The 14120-nt window shown below is 74.5% G+C and carries 16 protein-coding genes; 14 read left to right on the top strand and 2 right to left on the bottom strand.

Features of this window, described 5'->3' with window-relative positions:
* Positions 1-129 precede the first annotated feature (129 nt).
* Complete coding sequence (locus ACFYXS_RS24415) at positions 130-663, top strand: DUF1203 domain-containing protein (RefSeq protein ID WP_389251572.1); 534 nt, start codon at positions 130-132, stop codon at positions 661-663.
* 67 nt (positions 664-730) lie between these two features.
* On the opposite strand, the gene glnII is transcribed toward ACFYXS_RS24415, so the two are convergent.
* Complete coding sequence (gene glnII / locus ACFYXS_RS24410) at positions 731-1750, bottom strand: glutamine synthetase (RefSeq protein ID WP_389251570.1); 1020 nt, start codon at positions 1748-1750, stop codon at positions 731-733.
* 196 nt (positions 1751-1946) lie between these two features.
* On the opposite strand from glnII, the gene ACFYXS_RS24405 reads away from it, so the two are divergent.
* From ACFYXS_RS24405 to ACFYXS_RS24385, 5 genes are all read left to right on the top strand, one after another.
* Positions 1947-2321 (top strand): 5-carboxymethyl-2-hydroxymuconate Delta-isomerase, encoded by a 375-nt coding sequence (locus ACFYXS_RS24405; RefSeq protein WP_389251568.1) that lies wholly within the window; start codon positions 1947-1949, stop codon positions 2319-2321.
* Between the two features lie 2 nt (positions 2322-2323).
* Positions 2324-3184, top strand: a complete 861-nt coding sequence (locus ACFYXS_RS24400; RefSeq protein ID WP_389251697.1) for a Gfo/Idh/MocA family protein — start codon at positions 2324-2326, stop codon at positions 3182-3184.
* Between the two features lie 79 nt (positions 3185-3263).
* Positions 3264-3665, top strand: a complete 402-nt coding sequence (locus ACFYXS_RS24395; RefSeq protein WP_389251566.1) for a hypothetical protein — start codon at positions 3264-3266, stop codon at positions 3663-3665.
* A gap of 55 nt (positions 3666-3720) precedes the next feature.
* Entirely contained in the window at positions 3721-4728 is a 1008-nt protein-coding gene (locus tag ACFYXS_RS24390) for an NADPH:quinone reductase (protein ID WP_389251564.1), read from the top strand.
* Positions 4729-4797: 69 nt separating this feature from the next.
* The gene (locus ACFYXS_RS24385) at positions 4798-5382 is read left to right on the top strand and encodes a TIGR03086 family metal-binding protein (protein ID WP_389251562.1); all 585 of its coding nucleotides are present in this window, start codon (positions 4798-4800) and stop codon (positions 5380-5382) included.
* Between the two features lie 26 nt (positions 5383-5408).
* On the opposite strand, the gene ACFYXS_RS24380 is transcribed toward ACFYXS_RS24385, so the two are convergent.
* The gene (locus ACFYXS_RS24380; protein ID WP_389251560.1) at positions 5409-6245 is read right to left on the bottom strand and encodes an undecaprenyl-diphosphate phosphatase; all 837 of its coding nucleotides are present in this window, start codon (positions 6243-6245) and stop codon (positions 5409-5411) included.
* Between the two features lie 218 nt (positions 6246-6463).
* On the opposite strand from ACFYXS_RS24380, the gene ACFYXS_RS24375 reads away from it, so the two are divergent.
* The 8 genes from ACFYXS_RS24375 to ACFYXS_RS24340 all read left to right on the top strand — a co-directional run bounded on the left by ACFYXS_RS24375 (position 6464) and on the right by ACFYXS_RS24340 (position 13932).
* Positions 6464-7558 carry a magnesium and cobalt transport protein CorA gene (locus ACFYXS_RS24375; RefSeq protein ID WP_389251558.1) on the top strand — a complete coding sequence of 365 codons (1095 nt, stop codon included), beginning with the start codon at positions 6464-6466 and terminating at the stop codon, positions 7556-7558.
* 50 nt (positions 7559-7608) lie between these two features.
* Positions 7609-8781, top strand: a complete 1173-nt coding sequence (locus ACFYXS_RS24370; protein ID WP_389251556.1) for an NAD(P)/FAD-dependent oxidoreductase — start codon at positions 7609-7611, stop codon at positions 8779-8781.
* Positions 8778-9101, top strand: coding sequence for a (2Fe-2S)-binding protein (locus tag ACFYXS_RS24365; protein ID WP_389251554.1), 324 nt, complete (start codon positions 8778-8780; stop codon positions 9099-9101). Before ACFYXS_RS24370 ends, ACFYXS_RS24365 begins: the two co-directional genes overlap by 4 nt.
* Positions 9098-10483, top strand: a complete 1386-nt coding sequence (locus ACFYXS_RS24360; protein WP_389251552.1) for an FAD-dependent oxidoreductase — start codon at positions 9098-9100, stop codon at positions 10481-10483. Before ACFYXS_RS24365 ends, ACFYXS_RS24360 begins: the two co-directional genes overlap by 4 nt.
* Positions 10470-11366 (top strand): dihydrodipicolinate synthase family protein, encoded by an 897-nt coding sequence (locus ACFYXS_RS24355; protein ID WP_389251550.1) that lies wholly within the window; start codon positions 10470-10472, stop codon positions 11364-11366. The genes ACFYXS_RS24360 and ACFYXS_RS24355 overlap by 14 nt, the downstream gene beginning before the upstream one ends.
* Before the next feature lie 14 nt (positions 11367-11380).
* Entirely contained in the window at positions 11381-12382 is a 1002-nt protein-coding gene (locus ACFYXS_RS24350; RefSeq protein WP_389251548.1) for a proline racemase family protein, read from the top strand.
* A 60-nt stretch (positions 12383-12442) separates the two neighbouring features.
* Positions 12443-13111, top strand: coding sequence for a GntR family transcriptional regulator (locus ACFYXS_RS24345; RefSeq protein WP_389251546.1), 669 nt, complete (start codon positions 12443-12445; stop codon positions 13109-13111).
* Between the two features lie 146 nt (positions 13112-13257).
* Positions 13258-13932 carry a (2Fe-2S)-binding protein gene (locus tag ACFYXS_RS24340; protein ID WP_389251544.1) on the top strand — a complete coding sequence of 225 codons (675 nt, stop codon included), beginning with the start codon at positions 13258-13260 and terminating at the stop codon, positions 13930-13932.
* The last annotated feature ends 188 nt before the right edge of the window (positions 13933-14120 follow it).

The following is a 14120-nucleotide window of genomic DNA, read 5'->3' as shown; positions in this document are numbered from 1 at the left end:
ACGGATCGGCCGTGCCGCGGAAGCACCGTTTCCCACACGGGAGTTGGCGATGTGTGAGGCCGGGTCGGCGTCGAGCACGAGGTCCGGATCCCGCCGGACCGCCAGGCCGTTCGCGGCGAGGCTGGGGGCATGACCACGACGTACACCTCCCCTTTCCGCGTCCGCGCCGTCGCCCCGGCCGTCCTGGAGCGACTGCGCCTCGCCGACGACGCGGGGCTGACGCCCGAGCCCGCGGTCGACGCCGAGGGCGGCGCCCCGCTGCGCTGCTGCCTGCGCCGCAGCCGCCCCGGCGAGCGCGTGTCCCTTGTCGCGTACGCCCCGTTGCGCCGCTGGGCGGCCGCGACCGGCGCCCGGCCCGGCCCGTACGACGAGACAGGACCCGTCTTCGTGCACGCCCGCGCGGAGGACTGCCCGGGGCCGCCCGCGGGCGCCGGTCACGCCCCGGCGCTCGGCCTGCACGGCGAGCGGCGCGTCCTGCGCGCGTACGACGCCGGCGGCCGCATCCTCGGCGGCCGCCTGGTGCAGTTGAGTGCGGAGGAGGCCGCGGCGGGCGCCGCGGAGGCCGTGCTCGCCACCCGGTTCGCCGACCCGCGGGTCGCTCTGGTGCACGTACGGGCCGTGGAGTACGGCTGCTTCCTCTACGAGGCCGTGCGCGTGAGGTGAGGCCGCGGGCACGCGCCGAGGGCGCCCGTCGTCGTGACGGGCGCCCTCGGCGCGCGGAAGCGGTGGGTCAGACCAGGTCGGCCTTCTCCAGGGCGGAGCAGCAGGTGTCGACGATGAGGCGGGTGACCGTGTAGGGGTCGACGTTGGCGTTGGGGCGCCGGTCCTCGATGTAGCCCTTCTTGTCGACCTCGACCTGCCAGGGGATGCGCACCGAGGCGCCGCGGTCGGAGACGCCGTAGCTGTACTGGCTCCAGGGGGCGGTCTCGTGGGCGCCGGTGAGGCGCTCCTCGACGCCGACGCCGTAGCTGCGGATGTGCTCCAACGGCTTGTCGTCGCGGCCCAGGGACTCGGCCGCCTCGATGATCGCGTCGTAGCCCTCGCGCATGGCCTTGGTGGAGAAGTTGGTGTGGGCCCCGGCGCCGTTCCAGTCGCCCTTGGCGGGCTTGGGGTCCAGCGTCGCGGAGATCCCGAAGTCCTCGGCGGTGCGGTAGAGCAGCCAGCGCGCGACCCACAGCTGGTCGGCGACCTCCAGCGGGGACAGCGGGCCCACCTGGAACTCCCACTGGCCGGGCATGACCTCGGCGTTGATGCCGGAGATGCCCAGGCCCGCGGCCAGGCAGTTGTCGAGGTGGGCCTCGACCACGTCACGGCCGTGGATCTCGTCCGCGCCGACACCGCAGTAGTAGCCGCCCTGCGGGGCCGGGTAGCCGCCCTCGGGGAAGCCGAGCGGCCGGCCGCCCTGGAAGAAGGTGTACTCCTGCTCGATGCCGAACAGCGACTCCTGCGCCGCGAACCGCTCGGCGACCGGGCGCAGCAGCGCGCGGGTGTTGGACTCGTGCGGGGTGCCGTCGATGTTGAACACCTCGCACAGCACCAGCAGGTTGCCCTCGCCGCGGATCGGGTCCGGGTAGCTGGCCACCGGCCGCAGCACCCGGTCGGAGCTGTGGCCCACGGCCTGGTTCGTGCTCGACCCGTCGAAGCCCCAGACACCCGGCTCCACGCCGTCGGCGAGGATCTTGGTCTTCGAGCGCAACTTGGCGGTCGGCTCGGTGCCGTCGATCCAGATGTACTCGGCCTTGTAACTCACGGGTGTCATCCTTGGGGGCGCGGGCCTTGCGGGGCGGGTGGTCTGTTCCGCTGCAGCGTCACAATCCGTGATTTCACATCCATTGCCCAGTTGTTAACCCGGTGTGAACGAGCCCGCGCCCTGCGCGCCGGGCACCGCCCGGGGCCGCGGCACCCCTGCCCGGCACGGCCTCTGGGCAGCGCTTACGCTGTGTGCCATGCCTCACATCACCGTGGACTACTCCGCCGAACTGGCGGACGCGTTCGACCGGCGCGCCTTCGCGCTCGCCCTCCACCCGCTCATCGCCAAGATCGCCGACACGAAGGCCGAGGCCTGCAAGACCCGTTTCCGCCGCGTCGACGAGGCGGTCATCGCCGACGGCGGCGCGGAGCACGCCATGGTGTACGCGCAGATCGCCCTGATCGCCGGGCGCAGCCCGCGGCTCAAGGCCGAGCTGAGCGAGGCCGTCCTGGAACTCGTGGCCGCGCACCTGGCGCCCACGCCGCGACTGCGGGTGCAGAGCGCCGTCGACATCAGCGAGCTCGACCCCGCCTGGTACCGCAAGCACATCGAGCCCGCGAAGGAGGCATGACCATGCGCATCGGACTGCTCGGCACCGGCCCCTGGGCGGGAATCACCCACGCCCCCGCCCTCGCCGCCCACCCCGGCGTGGAGTTCACCGGCATCTGGGGCCGCCGCCCCGAGGCGGCGGCCGCGCTCGCCGCGGAGCACGGCACGCGCGCGTACGCCGACGTCGACGACCTGATCGCCGACGTGGACGCGGTGGCCGTCGCGCTGCCCCCGGACGTCCAGGCACCGCTGGCCGTACGGGCCGCCGAGGCCGGCCGGCACCTGCTGTTGGACAAGCCGGTGGCGACGAACGTGGACGACGCGCGCCGCGTCGCCGAGGCCGCCGAGGCGGCCGGGGTGGCGTCGGTCGTCTTCTTCACCCTGCGCTTCGCCGCCCCCAGTGCCGCGTGGATCGACGAACGCTCCACCGAGGACGGCTGGTTCGTCGCCCGTGCCGAATGGCTCGGCTCGGTGTTCACCTCCGGCGACAGCCCGTTCGCCAACTCGCCCTGGCGGCGAGAGAAGGGCGCGCTGTGGGACGTCGGACCGCACGCGCTGTCCGTGCTGATGCCGGTGCTCGGCGACGTCACCGGGATCACCTCCGGCCGTGGCCCCGGGGACACCGTCCACCTCGTGCTCCGGCACGCGAGCGGCGCGTCCAGCACTGCGACGCTGAGTCTGACCACGCCCCCCGAGGCGGCGGGGATGACCGTCGAATTCCGTGGCACCCACGGGGTCGCCGTCCTGCCCGAGCGCGGTGACGGACCCGTCGCCGCCTTCAGCAACGCGGTGGACGCCCTGCTCACGGCGGTGGAGACGGGTGTCGCCCACCCCTGCGACGCCCGCTTCGGATTCCGTGTGACGGAGCTGCTCGCCTCCGTGTGAGGCGCCGCGCGGAGACGGTGACGCGCCGTCAGGTGCCAAACCCTGGCGGGGGGCTTGCGAAGTGCCTATCGTTTTGGGTATGGCAGCGGACTGGTGGTCCATCGAAGTCCTCAACGCCAGCACATCCGCCGCGGCATGGCGCGACGCGTACGCGCCGGCCCTCGTGGAATCCGCGGTCACCAACCGTGCGCTGGCGTGGGAATGGCACACGTTCGGTTGGGGCGTGGTCTTCGAGCTGTGCTTCCGCGAGGAGGAGCACTGGCTCGGCTGGCGCGCCCTGCCCGGCATCCGGGCGGCGCTCGACGCCGTGCCCGATCCTGTTTCCGGCGTGCTGGTGCACCGCGGCCGCGGCGGCACCAGCGGCGCGTACGTCCCGCGGTCGCCGCGGCGCTCCCCGGGCGCCGCGGCGCGCGCGCTCCCCGAGCCGCCGCCGGCGCCCGGGGGCGGCCCCGTGCTGTGCGACGGGATCGGCCGCGTCTGACGCCCCGGCCGCCGGGGACGGGAAGAAACCCGCCCCGGCGGGACTTGTACGGATCATGAAGGCGATCGTGTACACGGAGGGCGGCGGCCCGGAGGTGCTGCGCCTGACCGAGCGCCCCGTCCCGGAGCCGGCTCCGGGCGAGGTACGGGTGCGGGTCGAGGTGTCCGGGGTGAATCCCACGGACTGGAAATCGAGGACGGCCGCCCCGCCCGGCGGCGGCGAGCGGGTACCGGGCCAGGACGGCGCCGGTGTGGTCGACGCCGTGGGCGAGGGCGTCGACCCCGCCAGGAACGGAGAGCGCGTCTGGATCTGGGAGGCCGCCTACCAGCGTCCCGGCGGCACCGCGCAGGAGTACGTGACGGTGCCCGAGCGGCAGGCCGTCCCGCTGCCCGACGGGGCCTCCTTCGACCTCGGCGCGAGCATCCCCATCCCCGCGATGACCGCGCACCGCGCGCTGAGCGTGCTGGAGGGCGGCCCGCACCGGCTCGGTCCCGGCACGCTCCGCGGCCGCACCGTGCTGGTCGCCGGCGGCGCGGGCGCGGTCGGCAACGCGGCCATCCAGCTCGCGCGCTGGTCGGACGCGACCGTGATCACCACGGTCAGCAGTCCGCACAAGGCGGGACTGGCCGTCGCCGCAGGCGCCCATCACGTGGTGAACTACCGGGCCGGGGACGCGGCGGAGGAGATCCGCCGGGTCGCCCCCGACGGCGTCGACATCGTCGCGGAGGTCTCGGCGGCGGTCAACGTGCCGCTCGACCTCGCGGTGCTCGCGCCGAACGGCGTCGTCGCCTACTACGCGGACAACGGCGGCCCGGAGCTGACGCTGCCCGTGCGCGAGACCTTCTCCCGCAACCTGCGCTGGCAGGGCGTGCTCGTCTACACCATGCCGGCCGCCGCCAAGCGCGAGGCGATCGCGGCGATCACCGCCGCCTTGACCGTGGGCGCCCTGCGGGTCGGCGAGGAGGCGGGGCTGCCGCTGCACCGCTTCCCGCTGGAACGCACCGCGGAGGCGCACGCCGCCGTCGAGGGCGGCGCGGTGGGCAAGGTCCTCATCGACGTCTAGGGGCCGACGTCCAGGGCGTGTCGCGTTTGTTCAAGACCGGCTGCCGCCCGCGTTCCTAGCGTGGGCGGCATGACCGATCTTCACGCGTACCTGAACGAGGCCGCCGCCGAGGCCGCCCGCCTCGCCCACGGTGTCCGTCCCGGCCCGGAGCAGCTCGCCGCCCCGACGCCCTGCGCCGCATGGGACACCCGGGCCCTGCTCAACCACTGGATCCTCTACACCTCGCACGGCCTGGAGCACCGCGCCCTGCGCCAGCCGCTCCCCGAGGAGCTGACCGCCCGCGACTTCACCGCCGACCCCGACTGGGCGCGGGCCTACGCGGAGCAACTGGACCGCGCCGTCGCAGCCTGGGCCGATCCCGCCGTCTGGGAGGGAGAGATCGACCTCGGCCACACGCGGATGCCCGCGGCCGAGATCGCCTCGATGATCATCAAGGAGCTGGCCGTGCACGGCTGGGACGTCGCCCGGGCGACCGGCCAGGAGTACCGCTGCGGCGACGGCCTCGGCGAACTCGTGCTCGGCGTCGTCGACCGTCACGCGGAGGTGTACCGCCAGTACGACGGCTTCGCCGCGCCGGTCGCGCTCCCCGGCACCGCCGCGGTACCGGCCTTCGACCGCGCGCTCGCGCTGTCCGGCCGCACCCCCTGGGCCTGACCGACCCGGCTCAGGACCGACCCGGCTCAGGCGGCGATGGCGTCCGTGGCGAGGAGGCCGAAGAGGAGGGCGCCGATGATGATGCGGTAGACGATGAAGGCGTTGAAGGAGTGCTTGGCGACGAACTTCAGCAGCCAGGCGATCGAGGCGTAGGCGACGACGAAGGACACCGCGGTGCCGACGACCAGGGGGGCGGTGTCGATGCCGGCGCCGAGGGCGTCCTTCAGCTCGTACAGGCCGGCGCCGACGAGGGCCGGGATGCCGAGGAAGAACGACAGGCGGGTGGCGGCGACCCGGTCCAGGTCGAGGATGAGCGCGGTGGACATCGTCGCGCCGGAGCGGGAGAAACCGGGGAAGAGCAGGGCGAGGATCTGCGAGGAGCCGACGAGCATGGCGTCCTTGAAGGTGGTGTCGTCCTCGCCGCGCTTGTGGCGGCCCATCTGGTCGGCGGCCCACATCACACCGCTGCCGACGATCAGCGATCCGGCGACCACCCACAGTGAGGCCAGCGGGCCCTCGATGAGCGGCTTGGCAGCGAGGCCGACCACCACGATCGGGATCGTCGCGAAGATCACCCACCAGCCGAACTTGTAGTCGTGGTGGTACCGCTCCTCGCGGTTGACCAGGCCGGTGAACCACGCCTTGCAGATCCGGACGATGTCCTTGAAGAAGTACACCAGGACCGCGGCGATGGCACCGGACTGGATCACCGCGGAGAAGGCGACGACGGCCTTGTCGTCGACGTCGATGCCCATGAGGCCTTCGGTGATCTTCAGATGGCCGGTGGACGAGATCGGAAGGAATTCCGTGACCCCCTCCACCACGCCGAGCACAGCTGCCTGACCGATACTGATGGCGCTCATGGGACCCATCTCTGCGGAGTACGTGGCGTGCCTGCGACCGTCACGGCCGGAGCCCTACGGAGTGTAAAAGACACGTCGCGCCCCCGGCGAACCAGGGCGCCGGTCACGTGGCCCATCACACGGTGCCCGGAACCGGGCTGCCCCTTCACGCCTGCCATCCCGCGCGCGACGGGCCCTTGGGCATACTGGCGCAGGCCAGACGCGTTCAGGAGCCTCATATGTCGATGATCAGCAATCTCCGCAAAGCCGTCCGTTTCGCCCATCTGCGCCACCGGCGCGTGGACCTGAGCCATCCCGGGCGCTCGCCCCTGGGCAGCGCGGTGGTCAACTGCGTCGTCTATCAAGAGGGGTTGCGGCAGGGCGACTGCGCCGCGTACGAGGCGATAGCCAGGGTGCGCAAGTCGGGCCGGGGGTTCGTGTGGATCGGGCTGCACGAGCCGTCCGAGGCCGAATTCGCGGGCGTCGCCGAGCTGTTCGGGCTGCACCCGCTCGCCGTCGAGGACGCCGTGCACGGTGAGCAGCGGCCCAAGCTGGAGCGGTACGGGGACACCCTCTTCACGATCCTGAGGACCGTCCGCTACGTGGACCACGACCGGTTGACGGCGACCAGCGAGATCGTGGAGAGCGGCGACATCATGGTCTTCACCGGCGCCGACTTCGTCATCACCGTGCGGCACGGCGGGCACGGCTCCCTCGGGCCGCTCCGCGAGGGGCTGGAGACCGTTCCCGACCAGCTCGTCAAGGGACCGGCCGCGGTGCTGCACGCGATCACCGACCACGTCGTCGACCAGTACCTCGCCGTCACGGCCGCCGTGCAGCGGGACATCGACGAGGTGGAGGCGGACGTCTTCTCCGACCACCGCGGCCGCGGCACCGACGCCGGCCGGATCTACCAGCTCAAGCGCGAACTGCTGGAGCTCAAGCGGGCGGTGGCGCCGCTCGGCCGCCCCCTGCAGTCCCTCTCCCAGGACCAGCTGCCCGGCGTCGACGCCGATCTGCGCGCCTACTTCCGCGACGCCGCGGACCATCTCACGCGCGCCACCGAGCAGGTGACCGCCTTCGACGACCTGCTCAACTCGATCCTGCAGGCCAATATCGCGCAGGTGACGATGGCCCAGAACGAGGACATGCGCAAGATCAGCGCCTGGGTCGCGATCCTCGCCGTGCCGACCATGATCTGCGGGCTGTACGGCATGAACTTCGAGCACATGCCGGAACTGCGCTGGACCTACGGCTATCCGCTCGCCGTCGGGGTCATGGTCGTCGCCTGTTTCGTCATCCACCGGGGATTCCGGCGCAACGGGTGGTTGTGAGGCTGTTCGCGGGACTGTTCGGGAGGCGTGCTGTGTGACATATTACTGACGTGAGCAGGCCGACGAACTGCGATGTCGTGGTGGTCGGCGCCGGAATGGTGGGCGCGGCATGCGCCTACTACGCCGCCTCGGCGGGTCTCCGCACGGTCCTGGTGGACCGCGGACCCGTTGCCGGCGGCACCACCGGGGCCGGCGAGGGCAATCTGCTGGTCTCCGACAAGGAGCCGGGTCCGGAGCTACGGCTCGCCCTGCTGTCCGCGCGACTGTGGCGCGAACTGGCCGGGCTCCCCGGCCTCGGCCGGGCCGTGGAGTACGAGCCCAAGGGCGGGCTGGTCGTCGCCGCCGACGAGGCGGGCGTCCGGGCGCTCGGCGCGTTCGCCGCCACCCAGCGGCAGGCCGGCGTGGACGCCGTGCGCGTCGCCGCGGACGCCCTGCGCGACCTCGAACCGCACCTCGCCCCCGGTCTCGCGGGCGGCGTCCTCTACCCCCAGGACGCCCAGGTGCAGCCCGCGCTCGCGGCCGCCCACCTGGTGCGTGCCGCACGCGACCTGGGCGCGGAACTGCGCACCGGCTCCGCCGTCACGGCGCTGCTGCGCGCGGCGGACGGCTCGCTGCGCGGGGTGCGCACCGCGACGGAGGAGATCCACGCCCCCGCCGTGGTCAACGCCGCGGGCACCTGGGGCGGCGAGATCGCCGCCCTCGCCGGGGTGGCGCTGCCCGTGCTCCCGCGGCGCGGCTTCATCCTCGTCACCGAGCCGCTGCCGCCCGGCACCATCCGGCACAAGGTCTACGCGGCCGACTACGTCGCCGACGTCGCCAGCGACTCGGCCGCCCTGCAGACCTCCGCGGTCGTGGAGTCCACCGCCGCGGGCCCCGTCCTCATCGGTGCCAGCCGTGAACGCGTCGGCTTCGACCGCACCCTGTCCGTGCCCGCCCTGCGGCGCTTGGCCGCGCAGGCGGTCGCACTCTTCCCGCGGCTCGCCGACGTCGCCGCGATCCGCGCGTACGCCGGCTTCCGCCCCTACCTGCCTGACCACCTGCCCGCGATCGGCCCCGACCCGCGCGTCCCCGGCCTCCACCACGCCTGCGGCCACGAGGGGGCCGGTATCGGACTCGCCCCCGCCACCGGTCACTTGATCGCTCAGGTGCTGACCGGCGCGCGGCCCGACCTCGACCTCACGTCCTTCCGCCCCGAGCGCTTCCCCGCGATGGAGACCCCGTGACCCGCCGCACGCCGCTCCGCCTCGCCCGCGCCGCACCCGGGCCCGCCTTCACGGTCACCCTGGACGGGCGGGAGATCCCGGTCCTGCCCGGCCGCACCGTCGCGGCCGCGCTCTGGTCGGCAGGGGTCGTCGCCTGGCGCACGACCCGCACCGGTGGTGAACCGCGCGGGGTGTTCTGCGGGATCGGGGTGTGCTTCGACTGCCTGGTCACGGTCAACGGGCGCCCGGGGCAACGGGCCTGTGTGGTCGAGGCGCGGCCGGGCGACATCATCGAGACGGACGGGACGGACGGGACGGTCGGGACGGGGGAGCGGGCGTGAGCGCGCGTCTGATCGTCGTCGGCGCCGGGCCCGCCGGGGTCGCGGCCGCGGTGGCGGCCGCCGACGGAGGGCTGCGGGTCACCCTCGTGGACGCCGCGCCCGAGGCGGGCGGCCAGTACTACCGGCAGCCCGCCGCCGGGCTCGGCGCCCGCCGGCCGCAGGCCCTCCACCACGCCTGGCGCACCTGGCGGCGGCTGCGCGGACGGCTCGACGCCCACATCGCGGCGGAGCGCGTCACGCACCTGCCGGGTCATCAAGTCTGGCTGCTGGAACCCGGGTTCACTGTGCACACCCTGGAGTCGGGTGCCCTGCGGGCGGACGCGGTCGTCGTCGCCACCGGCGGGTACGAGAAGGTGCTGCCCTTCCCCGGGTGGACCCTGCCCGGCGTGGTCACCGCGGGCGGCGCGCAGGCCATGCTCAAGGGCGGGCTCGTCCTGCCGGGCCGCACCGTCGTCGTCGCCGGGACCGGGCCGCTCCTGATGCCCGTCGCCGCCGGACTGGCCGCGGCCGGGGCGCGCATCGCCGCCCTCGCCGAGGCGGCCGACCCCCTGGCCCTGCTGCGCCGCCCCGGCGCCGTGCCGCCCGGCAAGCTCGCCGAGGGCGCCGGGTACGCCGCCCGGCTCGCCCGGCACGGGGTCCGGCCGCTGCGCCGGCACACCGTCGTCGCCGCCCACGGCACGACCCGCGTCGAGGCCGTCACCCTTGCCGGGCCCGGCGGCGCCAGGCGCACGGTGCCCTGCGACACCCTCGCCGTCAGCCACGGCATGCTGCCGCACACCGACCTCGCCGACGTCCCGCACACCGACGCCGAGCAGCGCACCCCGCTGCCGGGACTGTGGGCCGCGGGCGAGGCCACCGGCATCGGGGGCGCCGAACTCGCCCTGGCCGAGGGCGAGATCGCGGGCCGCTCCGCCGCGGCCCGGCTGCGCGGCACGGAACCCGACCCCACGACCTGGGCCCGCGCCGCCCGCGCCCGCGACCGGCTGCGCCGCTTCGCCGCCGCCCTCGACGCCGTCTACCGGGTGCCCGACGCCTGGGCCGACAGCGTCGTCACGGACGGGACCGTCGTGTGCCGCTGCGAGGAGGTGCCCGCCTCCGCGGTGCGCTCCGCCGTGCGCGACCTCGGCGCCGGCGACCTGCGGACGGTCAAACTGCTGACCCGGGCCGGCATGGGCCACTGCCAGGGGCGGGTCTGCGGCCCCGCCGTCGCCGCCGTCGCCGGCTGCCCCTTCACCCCGCCCGCCCGGCCCTTCGCCCGCCCCGTGCCGCTCGGCCTGCTCGCCGGCGGCGGGACACCGGCCCCGGAAGGGCGCACTACGACCACGGCGCAACCGCGACCAGAGTCAGCCACACGAGAGGGGACACAGGATGACCCGAAGTGAAGGACAGCCGTGGCGGGGGGTGCTCGTCGCGACCGCGTTGCCGCTGCGCACGGCGGACCTCGCGGTGGACTACGACGCGTACGCCGACCACTGCCGGTGGCTGGTGGCGAACGGCTGCGACGGCGTGGTCCCCAACGGATCGCTCGGCGAGTACCAGGTGCTCACCCCGGCGGAGCGGGCCAAGGTCGTGGAGACGGCGGTCGCGGCGGTCGGCGGGGAGCGGGTGATGCCCGGGGTGGCCGCCTACGGCTCCGGTGAGGCGCGCCGGTGGGCCGAGCAGGCGGCGGACGCGGGGTGCGCGTCCGTGATGCTGCTGCCGCCCAACGCCTACCGGGCGGACGAGCGGTCGGTGCGCGCGCACTACGCGGAGGTCGCCAAGGCGGGCCTGCCCGTGGTGGCGTACAACAACCCGCACGACACCAAGGTCGACCTGACCCCGCCACTGCTGGCCGCGCTGCACGCGGAGGGTCACATCCGGGCCGTGAAGGAGTTCAGCGGCGACGTGCGCCGGGCGTACGAGATCGCCGAACTCGCCCCGGAGCTCGACCTGCTGGTCGGCGCCGACGACGTTCTGCTCGAACTGGCCGCCGCCGGGGCCAAGGGCTGGGTCGCCGGCTTCCCCAACGCGCTCCCGCAGGTCACCACCGCGCTGTTCCGCGTGGCGATCGCGGGCGACCCGGCGGCGCAGCCGCTGTACCGCGCGCTGCACCCCCTGCTGCGCTGGGACTCCCGGACGGAGTTCGTGCAGGCGGTGAAGGTGTCGATGGACGTCGCGGGCCGGTACGGCGGCCCCTGCCGCCAGCCGCGCCAGCCGCTCCTGCCGGAGCAGGAGAAGGCCGTCCGGGCGGCGACCGAGCAGGCCCTCGCGGCCGGCGCGAACTGAGCGGGGGCCGCACGATGCGCAGCTCCCTCGTCCTGCACGCCGTCGACTCCCACACCGAGGGCATGCCCACCCGGGTCGTCACCGGCGGCATCGGCACCGTCCCCGGCGCCACCATGAACGAGCGCCGACTCTACTTCCGGGACCACCTCGACCACCTCCGCCACCTGCTGATGGACGAACCGCGCGGCCACGCCGCCATGAGCGGGGCGGTCCTGCAGCCGCCCACCCGCCCGGACGCCGACTGGGGCGTCATCTACATCGAGGTCTCCGGCTATCTGCCGATGTGCGGCCACGGCACGATCGGTGTGGCCACCGTCCTCGTCGAGACGGGCATGGTGCCGGTGACCGAGCCGGTCACCACGATCCGCCTGGACACCCCGGCCGGTCTCGTCGTCGCCGAGGTCGCCGTCAGCGGTGGCGCCGCCACCGCCGTGACCCTGCGCAACGTGCCGTCGTTCTCCGTCGCCCTGGACCGCAAGGCCACCCTCGCCGACGGCCGCACGGTGACGTACGACCTCGCCTACGGCGGCAACTTCTACGCGATCCTGCCCCTGGAGGCCTTCGGCCTGCCCTTCGACCGGGCCCGCAAGGACGACATCCTCGCCGCCGGGCTGGCCCTCATGGACGCCATCGACGCCGAGGACCCGCCCGTCCACCCGGAGGACCCGACCATCCGCGGCTGCAAGCACGTCCAGTTGCTCGCCCCCGGCTCCGACGCTGCCCGCTCGCGGCACGCGATGGCCATCCACCCCGGCTGGTTCGACCGCTCCCCGTGCGGAACGGGCACCAGCGCGCGCATGGCGCAGCTGCACGCGCGCGGTGAACTCCCGCTGGACCAGGACTTCGTGAACGAGTCCTTCATCGGCACGCACTTCACCGGCCGCCTCACCGGCACCACCGAGGTCGCCGGGCGGCCTGCCGTCCTGCCCTCGATCACCGGACGTGCCTGGATCACCGGCACCGCCCAGTACCTGCTGGATCCCGACGACCCCTTCCCGGCCGGTTTCGTGCTGTAGCCGCCCGGCCCCGATACTGGTCGCCGACCCCATGCCCGGCACCCGAGGAGGACCGGCCCGATGACCGCTCACGACGGGCCCGCCCTGCCCTCCCTCGGCGGGCAGCGGCCCAGCTACCGCGAACGCGTCGCGGACGCCCTGCGGGCCGCGCTCGTGGCGGGCGAGCTGCGCCCCGGGGAGGTGCACTCCGCGCCCGCCCTGGCGGGCCGCTTCGGGGTCTCGGCCACCCCGGTGCGCGAGGCGCTGCTCGACCTGGTGAAGGAGGGCCTGGTGGACCCGGTGCCCAACAAGGGCTTCCGGGTCACCGAGGTCTCCGAGCGGCAGCTCGACGAGTACACGCACATCCGTGCCCTCATCGAGATCCCCACCGTCGCCGGACTGGCCGCCGTCGCCGACCCCGCCGCGCTGGAGGCGCTGCGCCCGGCCGCGACGGCCATCGTCAGCGCCGCGGCGACCGGGGACCTCATCGGGTACGTCGAGGCCGACCGGCGCTTCCACCTCGGCCTGCTCGCCCTGGCCGGCAACGAGCACCTGGTCGAGGTGGTCGGCGATCTGCGCAAGCGGTCCCGCCTGTACGGCCTGACCGCGCTCGCCGAACGCGGTCTGCTGACCGCCTCGGCCCAGGAGCACCTGGAACTGCTCGACGCCCTGCTCGCCCGCGACGAGGAGGCGGTGCGGGCCGTGATGACGCGCCACCTCGGGCACGTCAGGGGTCTGTGGGCGCGCTGATACGGTGGCCGGACTCCGAGCCACCGGTCACCGGCCGCCGCCGTCGCGTGCCCACCAGGCGCTGGAGCGTGAAGCACATGACCCTGCCCGTTGCGTCTGCCCCGTCGGCCGCGGCGCGCGCCGCCGTCCGCCCGTAAGGGGGAGCCGTGGGGCCCTTCTTCACCCTGCGCACGGAGCCCGGGGAGCCGCGCGCCGAGGGCTTCGTGCCGCTGGCGGAGGTGTACGACGGCCCCGGGCGGGAGGCACTGGCCGGGCGGATCGCCGAGGTCGGCCGGCGGCTCGGTACCGACGAGGGCCGGGTCGCGGCCTCACTGGCCCACCAGGGACTCGCCGCGCGCCTGTGGTCGGTCGCCCTCGGCCCTGCGGCGCTGACCGGGCACCTGCCCGACCTGACCGGCGGGCGCCTGTGGTGGCACCCGGACCGCGCCGTGCCGGACGAGCTCTGGCTGCCCGCGGCGGGGGAGCGGTTGCCGGCGGACCGGCTCGGCGCGGCGGTGCTGCACAGGCACCTCGTCCCGCTCACCGAGGCCGTCCGGGCGGAGTCCGGCGTCTCCGCCGGGCTGCTGTGGGGGAACGCGGCCTCGGCGCTGGCCGGGACGCTGCGGGTGCTGCACACGTGGTGCCTGGGGGAGGGCGGCCGTCCCGAGGCCGCGGCCCGCGCGGCCGGCCTGACGGCGGCACTGCTGGCCGACCCCCTGCTGCGGGACGCCGGCACGCTCGATCTCGCCGGACCCGCCGCCCCGGCCTACATGCGCCGCAGCTGCTGCCTGTACTACCGGGTGCCCGGCGGCGGTCTGTGCGGGGACTGCGCGCTGCGCTGAGGGCGGGCCGACCGGACCGGCGGACGCCGGGCGGAAAGACGATCACCCCGCGGGAAGGACGCACCTGGGACCGCGGGTGCGCTCGCTCCGAAGGCTGACGGGCCGGCCCCGCCCTCGTCCACCATGCTGATGCGTCCTTTCCGTTGTTGCAAGTGATATGCAACAAAGGTCGCCGTGCGGCCGCACCG

The sequence above is a fragment of the Streptomyces sp. NPDC002574 genome (genome assembly GCF_042889545.1).
Classification (GTDB): Bacteria; Actinomycetota; Actinomycetes; order Streptomycetales; family Streptomycetaceae; genus Actinacidiphila.
Note: the sequence above shows the minus strand (reverse complement) of the source record. Positions and strands in the feature narration are given on the sequence as shown.